This is a genomic window from uncultured Catenibacterium sp., from assembly GCF_900540665.1.
Classification (GTDB): Bacteria; Bacillota_I; Bacilli_A; order Erysipelotrichales; family Coprobacillaceae; genus Catenibacterium.
On the sequence record NZ_UQGV01000016.1, the window covers coordinates 1 to 18,523 of the forward strand.

General features: G+C 33.3%; 18 protein-coding genes. 4 read left to right on the top strand and 14 right to left on the bottom strand.

The features are described from left to right. Nucleotides 1-123: 123 nt before the first annotated feature. The 7 genes from QZQ55_RS03570 to fmt all read right to left on the bottom strand — a co-directional run bounded on the left by QZQ55_RS03570 (nucleotide 124) and on the right by fmt (nucleotide 7,188). Nucleotides 124-1,350, bottom strand: coding sequence for a prolyl oligopeptidase family serine peptidase (locus QZQ55_RS03570; protein ID WP_295089939.1), 1,227 nt, complete (start codon nucleotides 1,348-1,350; stop codon nucleotides 124-126). Between the two features lie 130 nt (nucleotides 1,351-1,480). Continuing rightward, complete coding sequence (locus QZQ55_RS03575) at nucleotides 1,481-2,317, bottom strand: helix-turn-helix transcriptional regulator (RefSeq protein ID WP_295089942.1); 837 nt, start codon at nucleotides 2,315-2,317, stop codon at nucleotides 1,481-1,483. Between the two features lie 35 nt (nucleotides 2,318-2,352). Then, on the bottom strand, nucleotides 2,353-2,976 hold the full coding sequence (locus QZQ55_RS03580) for a YitT family protein (RefSeq protein WP_295089945.1): 624 nt from the start codon (nucleotides 2,974-2,976) through the stop codon (nucleotides 2,353-2,355). Nucleotides 2,977-3,397: 421 nt separating this feature from the next. After that, nucleotides 3,398-4,069, bottom strand: coding sequence for a TIGR00266 family protein (locus QZQ55_RS03585; protein WP_295089948.1), 672 nt, complete (start codon nucleotides 4,067-4,069; stop codon nucleotides 3,398-3,400). Between the two features lie 11 nt (nucleotides 4,070-4,080). Continuing rightward, complete coding sequence (locus QZQ55_RS03590) at nucleotides 4,081-4,923, bottom strand: Cof-type HAD-IIB family hydrolase (protein WP_295089951.1); 843 nt, start codon at nucleotides 4,921-4,923, stop codon at nucleotides 4,081-4,083. Between the two features lie 3 nt (nucleotides 4,924-4,926). After that, entirely contained in the window at nucleotides 4,927-6,228 is a 1,302-nt protein-coding gene (locus QZQ55_RS03595) for a pyrimidine-nucleoside phosphorylase (protein ID WP_295089954.1), read from the bottom strand. Between the two features lie 9 nt (nucleotides 6,229-6,237). Then, nucleotides 6,238-7,188 (bottom strand): methionyl-tRNA formyltransferase, encoded by a 951-nt coding sequence (gene fmt, locus QZQ55_RS03600; protein ID WP_295089957.1) that lies wholly within the window; start codon nucleotides 7,186-7,188, stop codon nucleotides 6,238-6,240. A 144-nt stretch (nucleotides 7,189-7,332) separates the two neighbouring features. Here fmt and rpsT point away from each other — a divergent pair, with 144 nt between their 5' ends. Both rpsT and ispG read left to right on the top strand, forming a co-directional pair. After that, entirely contained in the window at nucleotides 7,333-7,596 is a 264-nt protein-coding gene (rpsT, locus tag QZQ55_RS03605; RefSeq protein WP_295089959.1) for a 30S ribosomal protein S20, read from the top strand. 112 nt (nucleotides 7,597-7,708) lie between these two features. Beyond that, entirely contained in the window at nucleotides 7,709-8,776 is a 1,068-nt protein-coding gene (gene ispG, locus QZQ55_RS03610) for a flavodoxin-dependent (E)-4-hydroxy-3-methylbut-2-enyl-diphosphate synthase (RefSeq protein WP_295089963.1), read from the top strand. A gap of 663 nt (nucleotides 8,777-9,439) precedes the next feature. Here the strand turns inward: ispG and QZQ55_RS03615 are convergent. Together QZQ55_RS03615 and QZQ55_RS03620 are read right to left on the bottom strand one after the other, a co-directional pair. Beyond that, complete coding sequence (locus QZQ55_RS03615) at nucleotides 9,440-10,312, bottom strand: deoxyribonuclease IV (protein WP_295089966.1); 873 nt, start codon at nucleotides 10,310-10,312, stop codon at nucleotides 9,440-9,442. Further along, the gene (locus QZQ55_RS03620; protein ID WP_295089969.1) at nucleotides 10,309-11,682 is read right to left on the bottom strand and encodes a DEAD/DEAH box helicase; all 1,374 of its coding nucleotides are present in this window, start codon (nucleotides 11,680-11,682) and stop codon (nucleotides 10,309-10,311) included. Before QZQ55_RS03620 ends, QZQ55_RS03615 begins: the two co-directional genes overlap by 4 nt. Before the next feature lie 98 nt (nucleotides 11,683-11,780). Here QZQ55_RS03620 and QZQ55_RS03625 point away from each other — a divergent pair, with 98 nt between their 5' ends. After that, a complete protein-coding gene (locus tag QZQ55_RS03625; protein WP_295089972.1) occupies nucleotides 11,781-12,695 on the top strand; it encodes a 4-hydroxy-3-methylbut-2-enyl diphosphate reductase in 915 nt (304 codons plus the stop codon). 8 nt (nucleotides 12,696-12,703) lie between these two features. Then, the gene (locus QZQ55_RS03630; protein WP_295089975.1) at nucleotides 12,704-13,555 is read left to right on the top strand and encodes a Cof-type HAD-IIB family hydrolase; all 852 of its coding nucleotides are present in this window, start codon (nucleotides 12,704-12,706) and stop codon (nucleotides 13,553-13,555) included. Between the two features lie 12 nt (nucleotides 13,556-13,567). Here the strand turns inward: QZQ55_RS03630 and QZQ55_RS03635 are convergent, their stop codons facing one another. From QZQ55_RS03635 to dnaG, 5 genes are read right to left on the bottom strand one after another with little or no spacing between them, the layout of a single operon-like run. Continuing rightward, nucleotides 13,568-14,026, bottom strand: coding sequence for an 8-oxo-dGTP diphosphatase (locus QZQ55_RS03635; RefSeq protein WP_295089978.1), 459 nt, complete (start codon nucleotides 14,024-14,026; stop codon nucleotides 13,568-13,570). 1 nt (nucleotide 14,027) lies between these two features. After that, nucleotides 14,028-14,771, bottom strand: a complete 744-nt coding sequence (locus QZQ55_RS03640; RefSeq protein ID WP_295089981.1) for a Nif3-like dinuclear metal center hexameric protein — start codon at nucleotides 14,769-14,771, stop codon at nucleotides 14,028-14,030. 46 nt (nucleotides 14,772-14,817) lie between these two features. After that, on the bottom strand, nucleotides 14,818-15,489 hold the full coding sequence (locus QZQ55_RS03645; protein ID WP_295089984.1) for a class I SAM-dependent methyltransferase: 672 nt from the start codon (nucleotides 15,487-15,489) through the stop codon (nucleotides 14,818-14,820). Beyond that, nucleotides 15,489-16,742 carry an RNA polymerase sigma factor RpoD gene (rpoD, locus tag QZQ55_RS03650; protein ID WP_295089987.1) on the bottom strand — a complete coding sequence of 418 codons (1,254 nt, stop codon included), beginning with the start codon at nucleotides 16,740-16,742 and terminating at the stop codon, nucleotides 15,489-15,491. The genes QZQ55_RS03645 and rpoD overlap by 1 nt, the downstream gene beginning before the upstream one ends. A gap of 2 nt (nucleotides 16,743-16,744) precedes the next feature. Then, a complete protein-coding gene (dnaG, locus tag QZQ55_RS03655) occupies nucleotides 16,745-18,511 on the bottom strand; it encodes a DNA primase (protein WP_295089990.1) in 1,767 nt (588 codons plus the stop codon). Nucleotides 18,512-18,523 lie beyond the last annotated feature (12 nt).

Genomic DNA, 18,523 nt, shown 5'->3' on the forward strand with positions numbered 1-18,523 from the left:
AGAAAATGTCATGCCCCTGTTGACATGACATATAAGCGACTGCCTGTCGCACAAAAAGTATGGGGTGAGTTTACCCCATACTACGTGATAATTAAAATATAGGAAACCCCTAGTTATTTTAAATTACCCATTTTTTATCGCATTTTCTACAGGTATTTTTATTTCATCATTTAAAGATTGTTGAGCTGTCCATTGCCATAAATGTTCTTCATTATTTTCTGGTTCATTTTTAGCTGTATGAATCCAAGAACTATGTCCACCTGTTTCATATGTAGTTAATATAGCACCTTTATCTTTTAATAAAGTATAAACTCTTAATGCACTTTCTTCGTATTTAACTGTTGTATCATCTTTAGCTTGAATAACCCATGTTGGTATATTAATTGATTTTATCTCTTCATCTGTAATTATTCTACCTTCACCATATGTCTTTATGTTTTGTTGATCAATAGCTGGACATGTTGATACTACTGCAGCAAATAAATTTGGATTATGTACAACCATATCTAATGCCATATACCCTCCTGCTGAACATCCATAAGAATATACTCTATTTGAATCAATATTATTATTTTTTATAACATTATTAATCAATTTTGTTGCATCATCAATATTTTCTGACCATTCATGTGGAGTTTGAGGCGCCAATACATATGCTCCATTAAAAATATTTTGTGCTTCATCGCTTGCTAAAGCAACAGTTCCTCTATTTGCTTTTAATTGAGAAAGATTATTATAGTGCAATCCTCTAAATCCAGATTCTCCACCTCCATGAAACCATACTATAAGTGGGTGTTTATTCCCATCATTTGCATTATTAGGTGTATAAAATTGATATTTTAACCCATTTGATTCACCTGCACTAAATTTATCAATTTCTTCATTTATGATTTTTTCATTTTGTAAAAATTGAATATTACTTAATTCACTTCCATTTTTTAATGGTAATCTCTCATTCAAAGCAATTGTATACTTTATATTCAATAAAGAATTACACCCTTTTAACGTTGTAAAATTTGCTGTAAAATCTAATGTGTTTTTTCCTTTTGTTTCTTCATCGGTCACTAAGTGCAAAATAATATTTCCATTTTTTTCTTCTACACTTTCAACTTTTCTTTCTTCATCATATAATCCACAATGTTGTAAACCAGATTGAGAATTAGGACCAAAAAATTCTTTTTCAAGTTGACTAGAATATACTGTTGTTCCTGTTGCATGAACATTAAACATATCTTTTGTTATCTTACTATCATCAATTTCTAGATTAGATGTTTTCAAAACAACAGAATCTATAACTTCTCCATCATCATAAACTATAGAATGTAAATCAAAAATTAACGTTTTATCCATCTGATGCATAAACTGGAATAATTTCAAAAGAGAACAACAACATTATACTAAATAAATGAGTTGTAATTTTTGTCATTATATCCTTCCTTTCTATATTTAAAATATATAGATAATAATAGATAAATTATATTTATTTAGTGACTTTCTCGTCATTAATATGTGACTTTCTATATTGTCCTGGTGTCAATTTAAATATTTTTTTAAAAGAATTAATGTATTGTGTTTCGTTAGAAAATCCTGTATTAAACGCAATATCAGTAATTGTTTTATTATTCAATTCTAACTCAATTAGCGATTTATTTAATCTATATTGAGTTAAATAATCTTTAAATGGCATACCAATTTCCTTTTTAAAAAATCTTGAAAAATACTCTCTAGAATATCCAAAATGTTTTGCTACCTCATATACAAGCAATTCTTCATTATAGTGGTTATTAACATATTCTAATATATCTTTTGTCTTTTCTGTTTCAATCATTTTACGTTCATTTTTACAATTTTCGTATAAAAAAATTAACATTTCCAGTGTCACCATTAATATGTTCATATATCTGGTAGATTGATCACTTATATAAAAGCTATAAATATCCATCATATATTTTGTTATTTTCTTATTTAAAAACGGCTCGTCAATATTGAAATATACATTCTTAATATCAGGTATCATTTTCTTTAAAAATCCGTAATTTATATGCATTGTATATCCTACAATTTTTTCATCAAATTCTTTATATTGAGGTATAGAATAATGAATTTCTTCACAATTTGATATATTCACTTCATTCTTATAACGAATTCTTTTCATCCCATCATTAAAAAAAATAACTTTTCCTTCAAACACTATTGATAATTCTAAAGACCTATGCCAATGTGCTGTACAAATTTGACATTGGCTTTTTTTATGAGGATAAATACTTATAGGTAAATTATGCATTGTTTTTGTTATTTCATAGTATATTTTTTGCATTTTTCCTCCGACTTAAAATTCAATCAATTGAGTTATTATTTTTTAATAGCATTTTTATATGTCTTAAATTGAAAATTTTCTAAAACACTTATTACACGTCCTATATAAAAAGCTGAAAAAACAGTTCCTATACCAATACCATAAATAGAACTATGGCAAACAAGACAGGTAATTATTGTTGCTAGAATCATACTGATATCAAACATATTCTTACAGAGAGAATAAGGTTTATGGAAAACTTCTGAAATACTTAATACCAAGCCATCTACAGGTGTCATAATTAAATCTCCTTTAATCATTAAATAAACTCCAATCGCACAACACGTATTTCCTATTAACAACATAAGCATTTGTGTATAAAGATTCAAATTTAATGTAGGTATTATGTATTGATATAAATCAACTAAAAAACCAAAGATAAAAGAAAAGGGAATTTCTAAAATAAATTTCATACTAATTTTTCTTTCAAGAATCATTTGAATACAAACGAAGATTAAATAAAAAACAATATTTGCTTGCCCAAATGTTAGAAATGTTAAAAAACTTACTGCATAAGGAAGTGTACTAAAAGCCCCTACTCCTAAATTAGATAATGTATTACATGTAATCCCTAAAACTAATATATTCATTCCTAATAAATAAATTAAATATTTTTTCATATCGTCCCTTTTTTCATCCTTACTTTATAAATCTATTTATTTATTACTCCCACGGGCGAGCCCATGGGGTTCTTACTGTCAAGTTTAGCTTGTAATCGTACATCATTTTCAGACTTTGGAATACAAGTGTAAATCTATTTAAGTAAGAACTTTTATTACCAAGCAGTCCAACGACCACATTAACGGTAAATTTCTATCTTACGATATGGAAGTATAATCAATCTCCCTGATGTTTATTTTATGCTATTTTGATTCCACTATTCAATACTTTGATTCTATTAATCTTAATTATTTTATTTTTTGAGATTGAGATTCAAGCACAAATGAAATCTCATCATTGTTCTACAAAATTAAAAAAAGCATCAACTTTTTAGATGTTTAATCCTTAAGTTGATGCCATTGGGATGTCACTGACATCCTTTTAATCATTATTAGGCATAAAACCCGATAAACTTTCAGCAAGTGTAGAAATAGGCATTGTCTGTACAATTACATGGCCTGGTCCTCTAACTACTGTATTGAAGAATCCTTCTCCTCCTAGGAGTTTATTCTTCATTCCCTTTACAGAGACAATATCAATATGGCAAGATGAACTCATTGCCACAAGGTTACCTGTATTAATAACCATCTCTTCACCAGGATTTAAGTCATATTCTATAGCTGTACCATCTATCTCGACAAATAGTAAACCTGAGCCATAATATCTATTCATGATGAACCCTTCTCCACCAAAAAATCCTATTGTACCTTTTTTAGAAAAAGAAATTTCTCTTTTTACTGTTTCTTCACTTGCAAGATAAGAAGACTTCTGAACAATAAGATCTCCCTGGCTTACATCATACACAAGTATATCACCAGGAAAAGAAGAACCTAAGGCAATCATACTAGGCTTGGTTGCTGTATACTTATTCAAGAAAAGTGTTTCTCCTGAAAAAGCACGGCCAAATAAAGATTTCATCCCACCTGATACGGTATCCATAATGAGAGCTGGTTTCATCCACACCATGGCTCCGCTATCAGTTAAAATAGATTCACCTTTCTCTAAATGAAGTATTGCGACAGGAAGTGGTTTTCCTTTAATCTCATACTGCATATCATCATCTCCTACTGATCTAATTTTAATTCATAAATCACATCTGCTAAACCATCATCATCAGGGTCCTTGAAGAAACATGTGCCAATAGCTTTTAATTTATCTGGGGCATTCTCTGCAACGACACCAATTTCACATGTATCAATCATCTGGAAATCATTCATAGAATCTCCAAAACCGATTGTATCCTTCATATCTCCATGATAATAATCTACAACACGTTTCACACCATCTGCCTTTGTACAGTTCTTTAAGATGATTTCACCATTAATGAAATCATCTTCATATTTAGAGAATGTCACAATATTAAACATTGGTGCAATATACTTTACACAATCATAAAAAGCGATAGGATCAGGGGCAATAAAACCAATCTTAGTGACACCTGTCTTTTCTAAATCAAACTGAGAGACAGGAATACGGTTTTCTTCTTGACGTTTTAATTCAAAGAATCTCTGTAATTCTACATTATCCCCAAATTCCTTATTGTGTCTCTTGTCAAAGAATTCATTCACACCTGGTGTTTGATAAATAGCATGTTCAGTTTCTAGACAGAATAAGACACCATGATTCACAAAGAGTGTCATCATTTCTGAAAGAGTATATTGATCCATGTAGTTCTTAAAGATATACTTTCCATCTACCTGAACAAATCCTCCTGCACTTGCCACAATACCATCAATAGGTAATGCTTTAACATCACCTACAATAGAAGTAGGTGCTCTACCTGTACATAAGAATACTTTATTGCCTGCTTTCTTTGCGGCTGCAATAGCTTCCTTTGTTTTTTCTGTTACATGTCTTGATTTTCCAACTAACGTACCATCAATATCAAAAAATAAAAATTTACTCATATACTACTCCATAATCTCATCAATCAATATAGGCTTTTCTACTTTTACTTTACTAAAATGGAATGCACTTAATAATTCTTCTTTTCTTTCCTGTGTCCATTTACCATTATCATGAACAGTCACTAATGGTTCTCCCTGTTCTACATAATCACCAATCTTTTTATGTAGAATCAAACCAACGCTATGATCAATTTCATCTGGGACTGTTTCTCTTCCACCACCTAGACGCATTGATACTAGTCCAAGAGTTAATGCCTCTAGATTTTCAATATATCCTGTTTCAGGTGCATAAACTTCAAATATATGTTCAGCTAATGTAAATTTTTCAGGATAAAGAATATAATCGCTGTCTCCACCCTGCGCTTTAACCATTTCTTCTAAAGCATGTAATGCTTTCTTAGAAGAAATAGCGTCTTCTAGCATCTTTCTAGCTTCAGTCACTGTTTCTGCCTTTTGTGCCATCATCAGCATCTTGCTTCCTGCAGTTAAGCATAATTCTAATAAATCTTCTGGGCCATTGCCATTAAGTGTCGCAATCGCTTCTTTTACTTCTAATGAGTTACCAATTGCATAGCCCAAAGGCTGGGACATATTAGAAATAGTGGCTCTTGTATCCTTATGAAGATGCTGACCAATTGTGATCATTGTACGAGCAAGCTTCTTCGCATCCTCTAAGTTCTTCATAAAAGCACCATCACCATATTTTACATCGAGTAAAATTGCATCACTGCCTGCAGCTAACTTCTTACTCATAATAGAAGAAGCAATCAAAGGAATAGATTGAACAGTACCAGTGACATCTCTTAATGCATACATCTTCTTATCTGCAGGATCAAGAGACGCTGTCTGACCAATAATAGCCAGATGAATATCATTCACCTGTTTAATAAAATCCTCTTCATTAACATAAATATTAAGTCCTGGAATAGACTCCATCTTATCTAGAGTCCCACCTGTATGTCCAAGTCCTCTACCACTCATCTTAGCGACTGGTACACCACATGCAGCTACCATTGGACCTAATACTAAAGATGTCTTATCACCAACACCACCAGTAGAATGCTTATCTACTTTAATACCATGAATACCACTTAAATCAATCACATCACCACTACGCATCATTTCTAAAGTCAGCTGGGCTGTTTCATGATCTGTTAGTCCATTAAAGACAACAGCCATCAAGAAAGCACTCATCTGATAATCAGGAATATCACCTTTTGTATATCCCTGGATTAATTCATGAATTTCTTCATCAGTTAATACTACATTATCTTTTTTCTTTTCAATAAGATCTACCATTCTCATAAATATCACCTACTCAAACTGAGTTCCTACCTCGAATATATTCTTACCATTTAAATAATCCTTTACAGACATACGTTTCTTACCAGATAGCTGTATCTCTGTAATCACAAATACACCATCACTTACTTTAACACCAATCGCATCCTTGAAGATTTTCACAATAGTACCATTCTTTTCATCTTTATGATGTTCTTTAGCATTAGGACAGTTATGAATTTCACCCTTATAAATTTTTACGACCTGTCCATTATAGGTTGTAAATGTACCTGGATGAGGATATAAGCCTCTTACATGATTAAAGATTTCTCTTGCAGTCTTATTCCAATCAAGTCTTTCATCTTCTCTCTTAATGATAGGTGCATAAACAACTTCATCAGGATTCTGTGGAATTCTATCATTTGTTTCATCAAAGATAGATGGTAATGTATCTTTTAATAATTCAGCACCAATATCAGTTAAACGATCATATACAATTTCTAAGTTATCATCATCTATAATTGGTGTGGATTTTTGAGAGATAATATCACCTGCATCCATCTTTTCTGCCATGTACATAATAGTCACACCTGTTTCTTTGCGACCATCAATAATAGCACGATGCACTGGTGCCCCACCACGATAAAGTGGTAATAAAGACGCATGCACATTCACACATCCTAGACGCGGTGCTTCTAATACAGCAGTTGGGACAATCTGTCCATAAGCTGCAGTAATAATTAAATCAGGCTTTAAATCTAAAACAGCCTGATAATCATTTCTAATACGTTCTGGCTGTAATACAGGAATATCATGTTTTAATGCTTCCTGTTTCACATCACTCATAGTGAGTACTTTCTTTCTTCCTACATAACGATCCGGCTGAGTGACAACACCCACAACATCATATTTATTTTCTAGTAACATCTGCAATACTTTTAATGAAAAAGATGCAGTTCCCATAAAAACTATTTTTTTACTCATAAAATTCCTCCTGTAATTACTTTATAATTATACCATACTCATTTTATAAGTGCTACCACACAGGAAAAACCAAAAAAACTATTGCAATCATCTAGCATTTTTGGTATTATAGTTCAGCAAACTATAGAACGAGGTGAGATTATTATGGCAAACATGAAACAGCAGATTAAACGTTATAAAAACGATAATGAAAAAAGATTAGCAAACAACTCAGTAAAGAGCGCTTTAAAGACTTCAATCAAGAAAGTATTAAAGGCTGTTGAAGAAGGTAACAAGGAAGTTGCTACTAAGGAATTTAATGATTGCACAAGACAGTTAGATTCATCTGTAACTAAGCATATCCATCACAAGAACTATGCTAGCAGACAGAAAGCAAGACTTCAGAAGAAAATTAACTCAATCGGATAATTGATAGAGTTTTCTATATGAAACATAAACATCCAGCATTTTGCTGGATGTTTTCTTATGCCTTGCATTTGTAGTATAAGTTTCTTAAAATATAAGTGCGAGGTATAGAAATATGTTAAGAGAAGAAACAAGAAGTGTACAGGTAGGCAATTTAACTATCGGTGGTAATAATCATGTAGTGATTCAGTCTATGTGTAATACAAAGACTAAGGATGTAGAAGCAACTATTAAACAGATCAATGCATTACAACAGGCAGGTTGTGAACTTGTAAGAGTAGCTGTATTTGATAAAGAAGATGCTTATGCAATTAAAGAAATCAAGAAAGGGATTCATATTCCTTTAGTGACTGATATTCATTTTGATTATAAGCTCGCTCTTATTGCCATAGAATCTGGTATTGATAAGGTACGTATTAATCCTGGTAATATTGGTTCTATCGAAAAGGTAAAAGCAGTTGTAGATGCATGTAAAAAAAAGCATATTCCTATTAGAATTGGGGTTAATGGTGGCTCTTTAGAAAAAGATATTCTAGAGAAATATGGAGAACCTACACCTGAAGGTATGGTTGAATCTGCAATGAAGCATGTAAAAATTCTAGAGGATCTAGATTTCCATGATATCGTTATTTCATTAAAGTCTTCTAATACAATGTTGACTATTAAAGCATATGAATTAGCGTCTAAAACATTCCCTTACCCTTTACATGTAGGTGTCACTGAAGCAGGTACTGCCTTAGGAGGCACTATTAAGTCTGCTTTAGGTATTGGTACATTATTATATGAAGGTATTGGAAATACTATTAGAGTATCTTTAAGTGATGATCCTGTAGAAGAAATTAAGGTTGCTAAGATTCTATTAAAGGAATTAGGTTTATTAAAGGGTGTCCCTACTCTTGTATCATGTCCTACTTGCGGTCGTATCCAGTATGATTTGATTCCTATCGCTAAAGAGATGGAAGATTTCTTAAAGGATATTCATCTTGATATTACAGTCGCAATTATGGGTTGTGCAGTAAATGGTCCAGGTGAAGCGCGTCATGCAGATATTGGTATTGCAGGTGGTGTTGGTGAAGGTCTTCTTATTAAGCATGGAGAGATTGTAAAACGTGTTAAACAGGAAGATATGGTTCAGACACTTAAAGATGAGATTTTAAAGATGGTCGAAGAAAAAAGCGAGTAATTAAAAAGTAAAATCATTCCAAAGAGCATTCACTAAGTTGATGCTCTTTTTAATTTAAAATAAGTGTAAATTCAATCGAAAACATCTTCGACCAAATTATTTCAATCGTAAATCAGAAAAAACACCCTTTTTGTATGATTTTCGAGCGAATAATACACTTAATTATACGAATATCAATCTCAGAATACATTCAGTATCTCACAAATGCAATTAAAATGAACGTAATTTCAATACATTCCATTTTCGTTCATACTTTATAACAAAATCAAAATTATAAACTATAGAACAGTGTTTTTTATAACACAAAACACTCATTAGATACATACATAGAGCTTATTCAAGCAAAAATACGCGTAAAAACAATCGAAGATTCAATCGTAAACTTTTTCGTCCGCGATATTTTCAATCGTAAATTTTAAAACACCCTCTTTGTTGGATTTTCATCAAAATTAATAACTTGCTCGTTACATGACAGGGTAATAATATAGCTGAATTATTCAACAATACACATCAAAAACAATCGTAAATTCAATCAAAAAGTTTTACGTCCAAATTATTTCAATCAAAAACTAGAAAAATAGGCTATTTACGCACTTTTCGACCAAATCATGTATTGATTTTCACCTAATAGTGAACGTAAAAAATAAGCAACTATACAGCTGCTTATTTAAACATTTCTTTTAGATCTGGGTTGAATTCATGCTTCTTCAACATTTCAATTTCTTCTTTATAAGGTGCATTCTTTTCAATATAAGGTGTTTCTAGAATCTTAGGAACATCTTTTAAGCGTTCATTAGATACAATAGAGTCTAATATATCAAAACCGATTGTTCCAAAACCAATATTCTCATGTCTATCTTTATGAGAACCTTGAGGGTTCTTAGAATCATTAACATGAACAACTAATACCTTATCTAAACCAATCTTTTCATCGACTTCATCAAGAATTGCATCAAAATATGAGATATCATAACCTGCATCATTTAAGTGACATGTATCTAAACATAAACCTAATAATTCAGGATAATCACAATGATCAATTATATAAGCTAACTGATCAAATGTTCTTCCTAGTTCAGTGCCTTTACCTGCCATTGTTTCTAAGGCAATATGTACCTTCTGGTCTGGTTTCATCGCTTCATTTAAGCCAGATACAATCGCATCTAATCCTGCTTCGTCCCCTGCTTTAACATGAGCACCTGGATGAAGTACAAGCCTTGTAGCACCAATTTCATCGCATCTTTCAATTTCCTGACATAAGAATGATACGGCAAGTTCTCTTGTTTCAGGTTTGATTGTATTACCTAAATTAATAATATAAGGGGCATGAACAACGACCTTGTCCATATCTATTCCCTTTTCCTTCATTAATTCTTTGGCTTCTTCTACACGTAATTCAGAAACAGGTTTACGTCTCGTATTCTGAGGCGCACCTGTATAAAACATGAATGTATTGGCGTTATAGCTTAATGCTTCTTTCACACTTCCTAGAAGCATTTCCTTACCACCCATTGAAACATGTGAACCTATAATCACTGCATATTCTCCCTTTCACGCTTTTCTCTTTGAGCCTGCTTAGCACGTTCTTTTTTCTGTTTCTGGATATCTTTACGAATAATATCTCTTTTCTTCTTCTGGTAGATAGCCTGAATTTCTCTCTTTCTTTTCTTCTTATAACCAGGCTTAACCTTCTTAGGTCTTTTGATAATACGCTGAATTTCTTTTTCTAATTCAGACTGTGGCGCATTTCTATTCTTACGCTTATTACGTGTCTTCGCATCAGTTAATACACCATTACGAATTTCTTTTACTTCAAAATGAATACCCTTCTTTTCAAGTGATTCAACCATCTGCTGATTAGATGAATCATACATAGAATAACATTCACCCTTATACTTACCACGACCACATCTACCAGATCTATGGATATAGAAATCTCTTTCTGTTGGGAATTCCATATTAATAACATGAGATACACCATCAATATCAATACCTCTTGCTGCGATATCTGTCGCTACAATGTACTGATATTCATTATTGTTGATACGTCTCATCATCTGTTTACGTTCTCGTGGTTCTAGGTCACCATGAATTTCACCTACACGATAACCATCACTTCTTAACTGATCAGATAGCTTAGTGGCTTCTGTTCTCTTATTACAGAAGATTAAGCAGATATATGGATCAATGATATCCATGATATTCTTTAATACTGTATAACGGTCATGATGCTTTGTATGAATTAAATAATGTTTAGTATTGTCTGTTGTTTTCTTATGTGCATCAATCTGTACTAATTCTGGTGCATTCATATATTTTCTTAAGAATGGCCATAAATGTTCAGGAATAGTTGCTGAGAATACAAGCATCTGTAAGTCTTCTCTCATCTTAGATAATACAGCATCTAAATCTTCTAGATATCCATATTCTAAAGTCATATCTGCTTCATCTACTACAAATGTAGTGGCTGTAGTGATGATTAAAGCCTGTTCATTTAAAGATAAGTCTTTAATACGTCCTGGTGTTCCAATAACAATATGTGGCTGTGTAGAAAGCTTATTAATAGCCTTCTGTTTATCAGAACCACCAATTACTAGTGATATTCTTAAATCAGGATTTTCTTTCTTGAATTCCTTTGCATTTTCATAAATCTGATGAGCAAGTTCTCTTGTAGGTGTTGTAATAACTGCCTGAACATAGTCTGCACTTGTATCAATACGATCAATAATAGGAATTAAGAATGAATGAGTTTTACCGGTACCTGTCTGTGAGATACCAATAATATCTTTATTCTTATAAACAAGGGGAATCACCTTATCCTGGATAGGTGTTGGTGATGTGAAATGTATGTTGTTTAAAGTCTTTTTTACATAATCATTAAATTGAAATTTGTCAAATAAATCCATTATAATTCGCCTCCTTTAGCGTCTATTATCATACCATGATTTGAAAAAAAAACAAATCTAATCTATCTTATGTTAGAATTGTTTTTGAGGTGAAGAATATGAAAGTCACAGGAATTGTCCCTAGAGGATATTGTAAGGGTGTTATTCGTGCTATTAATATTGTGAAAGAGACAACTGAGAGACCAGGTCCGATCACTGTACTTGGCATGATTGTACATAATCAATTTATCGTAGATGCTTTAAAGAAACGTGGTGCCATCACAATCGAGGATGCAACCAAGACAAGAATGGAACTTCTTGATGAAATCAATGAAGGAACAGTCATTATCACTGCACATGGCGCAGGAGACTGCGTTATTGAAAAGGCAAAGAGTAAAGGACTTCATGTGGTGGATGCGACATGCTTAGATGTTATTAAGACACATACATTAATCAAGGAACAGTTAAAGCATGGTAAGGATGTTTTATATATAGGTAAAAAGAATCATCCTGAAGCTGAAGGTGCATTATTGATTGATCCTGAACATATTCATCTAATTACATCCAAAAAGGATTTAGAGACATTAGATAAAGATAAGCATTATGTCATGACAAACCAGACTACAATGTCTCTTTATGATGTCTATGACTTATGCGAGTATGCAAAAGAAGTACTAGACGATGTTGAAATCATGAAAGAAACATGTTCTGCAACACAAATCAGACAGGAAGCTATTGCGCAAATGGATGATGATATTGATTTAGTAATTATTGTAGGAGATCCACATTCTAACAATACAAAGAAACTGGCTTCTATAAGTGTTGAAAAAGCACATAAAGAAACAAAGATGATTGGAAGTCTTGAAGAGCTTGATTTATCATGGCTTGAAGGAAAGAAACATGTGGCAGTAAGTTCTGGGGCTTCTACACCTACTGTACTTACAAATCAGATTATTGATTTCTTGAAACAGTATGATGAGAATAACCCAGATAGTTTTATTAAACCTGAAATACCTTATGAAAAGATGTTATAGAAGATTATATGAGTAAAAAGATTATATTTTTTGATGTAGATGGTACTTTAGTAGATGTGAGGCCTGTAAAGGAGTTTATTCCTGAGTCCACTATCCAGGCAGTGCATACTACACGCAGCAAAGGGAATCTATGTTACCTTTGTACAGGACGTTCTCTTGCAGAAATTTATCCATATATTCTAGATGTAGGATTTGATGGCATCATCGGTGCTGGAGGCGGATTTGTACAGATGGGTGATGAGATGTTGTATCATAAGAAGGTCAGTGATGAAGATGTTCATCGTGTTGTAGACTTCTTTGAAACAAATCATTATGATTATTATTTAGAATCTAATGGTGGTTTATTTGCGTCTAAGAACTTAGTTAATAGATTAGAGCGTATCTTCTATGGTGATGTAGAAAATGATCCTGAAGCAAGAAGAAAGAAGGAAGAGGAACCAAGTCATTTCATTACTGCATTGATTGAGAATGAGAATATGTATAGAAATGATGTGAATAAGATCTGTTTCTTAGAACATGAAAGTATCCCATTTGATGAGATTAGAAAGCAGTTTAGTGATGCATTCCAGGTAATTGAATGTACTGTACCTGCATTTGGTGATGCTTCAGGAGAACTATCAGTGGCTGGTGTAAATAAGCATACTGCCATTGAAGCACTTATCAATCATTTAGGCATTGATCAAAAGGATACATATGCCTATGGTGATGGCATGAATGATGCGGAAATGTTGACTTTTGTAGCTCATGGTATTGCGGTAGGTAACGCAAAAGAAGGCTTAAAGGCTATTGCTGATGAAGTATGTGATGATATTGCGAATGATGGTATTTATAAGAACATGAAAGAACACGGATTCATTTGATCCGTGTTCTTTTTAATAGATTTCTTCTTTATATTCTATGAGTTCATCATTTTTATAAGTCACTTTAGCATGATGGTAATAATCATCTTCCATCCAGTTTAAGAAATGATAATCTGCTGGCCATTGTGGATAATCAGGAATCAAATCATCATCCACCCATTCAAGAACACCTTCATCACATTCTTTTAATGTCCCTTCAAAGTCATAACAAGAATAGACAAACATGCCTTCGTCTTCCCCATAATAAAGACCTGGGAATGTGACATATCCGTGACATCTCACTGTATAAGCAGTATAGCCTGTTTCTTCTAGTATTTCTCTTTTGACACATTCATCCGGTGATTCACCCGGTTCTAATTTACCACCGACACCAATCCATTTACCTTCATTGATATCCTTCTTCTTTTTAATACGATGAAGAAGTAATGTCTGCCCATCTTTCTTCAAATACGCAATTGTAGTAAGAATCATCCTAATACTCCTTAAAATAGCCAGGAGAAGTGGCTTCTACGATTTCACACTCTACTTCTTTTTCTAATAATTCCTTCAGTTTATGTACCATAATGACTTCTACATGATGTCCTACATCTACTAAAAGAATATTATAGTCTGTCGCTTTTAATCCACTATGATATTTTAAATCACCTGTAATATAAGCATCTACCTGTGGAGCCACTTCATCTATTAAATCTCCTCCAGAGCCTCCACATATACCAACTGCAGACACTTCCTTGATCTTACCTGCATAGTTTACTGATGGAATATTAAAAGCCTTCTTTACATAATCCAAGAATTCGTACATCCCCATTGTATCTGGAAGTACACCCTTCTTGGTAATATTAGAATCATCTGCATCTTCAATATTTAAACAGCCTAATTCTTCCATCAGCCATCTATTCATAGAAATCTTATCTAAAGATGTATGAGCACTATATACAACAATATTATGTTTAATCGCTTTTTCAATAAAACGTCCTACAGGTGTAGTTGTATCTAGAGTAAGTGTATTGAATAAGAATGGATGATGTGTAATCAACATCTGACATCCTGCATCAATCGCTTCCTGCAATGTTTCTAGATCTGCATCTAGACCTATCATTATTTTATTCACTTCAGTATGAATATTACCTGCCTGTAATCCACAATGATCCCAATCCTCTTGACAGCTTAAAGGATAATGAGATTCCATGATTTTAATAATCTGTTCTGCTTTCATAAATATCACCTTCCGTTTCAATCATTATAACACAAAAAAGAAGTACCTAGAGTACTTCTTCAATTAAGGCAATAGAATGTAATACCTTTGCATATTTTTCATGTTCAGTATTTAATGAATCTAATATACGTCTTTGAATCTTTAATTCTCTTTCCCACTTCTCAATAAAGAGAGGATCTTTCTGTTTTCTAAGGACTGGTCCAAAGAGAATATCTTTTTCATCTAATTCCTGATGGCCTTTTTTCACAACAATGATTTCATAGATATGATGAGCATCTTTAACTACAGCTTCATCAATGATCTGGAGGTTATGATTCATTAAGTATTCTCTTAATAAATCAATGGCTGTATTTGCCTGTAGGAAAAGTATTTTATCTTCTACATAATCAAGATGGGCATCAAGTATTTCACTCATCAACAAGCCACCCATACCACAGATAGAAATCATATCCACCTTTTTATCAATAATAGGGTCTAATCCATTACCAAGTAATGGGATGACTTGATTTTCAAGATGTAAAGACTGAATTGTTTCTTTAGAACTAGAGAGAGGTCCTTCCGCTACATCACATGCATAAGCTGATGTGATGATTTTTTCATCAAGTAAAAAACAAGGCAGATAGGCATGATCAGTGCCGATATCTGCCAGGATTGTTCCTTGTTTATGTTTTTCAATCATCCAAGCAACTTTGCTTAGACGTTTTGAATGAAGCTTCATTAGTGATCTAAGAAGTCCTTTAGACGTTTAGAGCGTGAAGGATGTTTTAATTTTCTTAAAGCCTTTGCTTCAATCTGTCTGATACGTTCACGAGTAACGTTGAATTCTTTACCTACTTCTTCAAGTGTTCTTGTACGTCCATCATCTAGACCAAATCTAAGTCTTAATACTTTTTCTTCTCTATCTGTAAGTTCTAATAATACTTCATTTAATTCATCTTTTAATAATTCGTTAGATGCATAATCATCAGGGCTCATAGCACCTTCATCTTCAATGAAGTCACCTAAATGAGAATCATCTTCTTCACCGATAGGTGTTTCTAAAGAAACTGGTTCTAAAGAAATCTTCTGGATTTCTCTTACCTTTGCAGGTGTCATGCCATCCATCTTGTCTGCGATTTCTTCAGCAGTTGGTTCTCTACCTAATTCCTGAACAAGCTGTCTCTGGATACGAGTTAACTTGTTGATAGTTTCTACCATATGTACTGGAATACGGATAGTACGTGCCTGATCGGCAATAGCACGAGTAATAGCCTGTCTAATCCACCATGTTGCATATGTAGAGAACTTAAATCCTTTTGTATAATCGAACTTTTCTACAGCCTTAATAAGACCCATGTTACCTTCCTGGATTAAATCTAGGAATAACATACCACGACCTACATATCTCTTAGCGATAGATACAACTAATCTTAAGTTTGCGGCAGCAAGTTCCTTTTTAGCCTGTTCATCACCTTCGAGAATACGTTTTGCAAGTTCAATTTCCTGTTCATGAGTTAATAAGTCTACACGACCAATTTCCTTTAAATACATCTTAACAGGATCATTGATCTTTACGTTAGAACCTAACTGATTCATATCATCATCGTCATCAGACTGGTTATACATCTTATTTGTATCACCAAAGTCCATATCTAGATCATTACCAAAGTCTAGATTAGCAATGTCATCATCATCAGTATCATCATCACTATCTACTTCTAAGCCTTCAAGATCATCAAGACCATCTGCTCCTCCAGCCATGAAGTCATCATCTATTTCTAATGCATCTAAACCGTCTTCGATTTCGATGTTATTTTCATTAATTGCATCAATTAGGTTTTCATATGCTTCATCATCTAAATCATATCTAGACTGAAAAGCATCTAAGTCATCTTGAGTTAATCGGTTGCCTTTATGCTTAGCAGCATCAATCAACATTTTTTCAAGTTCTTCAAGAGTAATAACCTGTACTGCTTTTTCCTTTTTTGCCATAGCTACTCCTTTTTCAAATCAATTAGTTTCTGGAGAATCTCAGCTTTTGCGCTAGGCGCAAGAACATCCTTGAACTGCTGCTGCAGTTCCTGTTCACGAATATTCTTGGTATTTTCTGTAATTCTCGCAATATAATCATCAATCACTTCTTTTTGATAAGGGAGTGGAAGTGAACACTCCGCAATATCTGTCAATGCATTCACAAGAGTTGAATGAGAACTCCCAATCTTATCGATGAGGTTTGCTACATCCATTGTCTTATGTGTACGATAATAATCTCTAATATAAGCGGCCAATGCACGATATGTATCATTATGCATAAATCCTGCTTTTGCTTCATAAATATCACTGACCTGACGGTCATTCAACATATAGAATAATAAATTCTTTTCTGCCAAAGTATATTTATCTAGAATAGGACGCTGGTCCTGGATTGTTTCTATACGATTTTGAGAGAATTGTTCACGATGTTCTAGAATAGCGGAACTATTGAGCAGCTGTTCTTCAATGATTTCCTTAGGGAAATCAGTTAGTGATGAAAGCTTCGCAATATAATGTCCACGATCAATTCTATCTTCTATCTTCCCAATCTTCTCACATGCTTTAACAAGCAGAGTTTTACGATCTTCATAATTACGTAAATCAAGTCTTGAACATTCAAAGGCCATCATGAAGTCAATAGGACTTAATGTATCCTTTAAAACAGCATCAAGACCTTCTATACCTTCAGTTGATAAGATTTCATCTGGATCTCGTCCATCAGGTAAAAGAACGATTTTGACTTTAAAGCCCTGCGATGTCAACAAATCACTGGATTTCATTGCAGCAGCCTGACCTGCCATATCACCATCTAAGCATAAATGAATCGTACGTGTCATACGCTTCAACATTCTTAAATGATCTTTAGTAAGAGCTGTCCCCATCAAGGCAATACAGTTATCATGATGAGCACGATGCATCGCAATCACATCCATGAACCCTTCATTAATATAGACAAACCCTGCCTGACGAACTGCTTCTTTAGCACGATGGTAATTATAAAGTGTTTTACCTTTGATAAATATATCGGACTCTGGTGAGTTCATATATTTAGAATTCTTATCCTGTGCTTTATAAACTCTTCCTGAAAAACCGACAACTTTTCCAAATTCATCATAAAGAGGGAACATGACACGATCATGAAAACGATCATAATGACGTTCATTCTCTAAAACTAGGCCTGATTTGACCTGAGCCACTTCAGTATAGCCTTCTTTTTGGAAACGTTCATGTAGAATGGATTTTTCTGGCGCATAACCAATCCCAAACATCTTGATGAGTTCATCATCAAAACCACGATGACGTAAATAATCAAGTGCCTGTTTACCTGACTGGGTATAGAGATAATACATATAAAGCTTTAATGCAAAAGCATGCATATCATAAAGAGGCGCAAGCGCCTCATCTACTTTCACGACACGCTTCTCTAGTGAATAGCCGGACATATCAACATGTCCAAACTCTGCCACTTTCATAACGGCTTCTACGAAAGGAACCTTCAAATATTCCTGGATGAATGTGAAGACATTCCCTCCGTTGCCGCATACAAAACATTTATAAATCTGTCTTGATTGTGAAATAGATAAAGATGGATGATTATCATCATGGAAAGGACAGATAGCCATATAGTTCTTGCCTTTTTTATGAAGTTCAAGGTACTGGCCCATCACATCAACGATATCTACGCTTTGTCTGATTTCATCAATCTTTTCCTGTGATAATCTTGCCATCTATTATGTCCT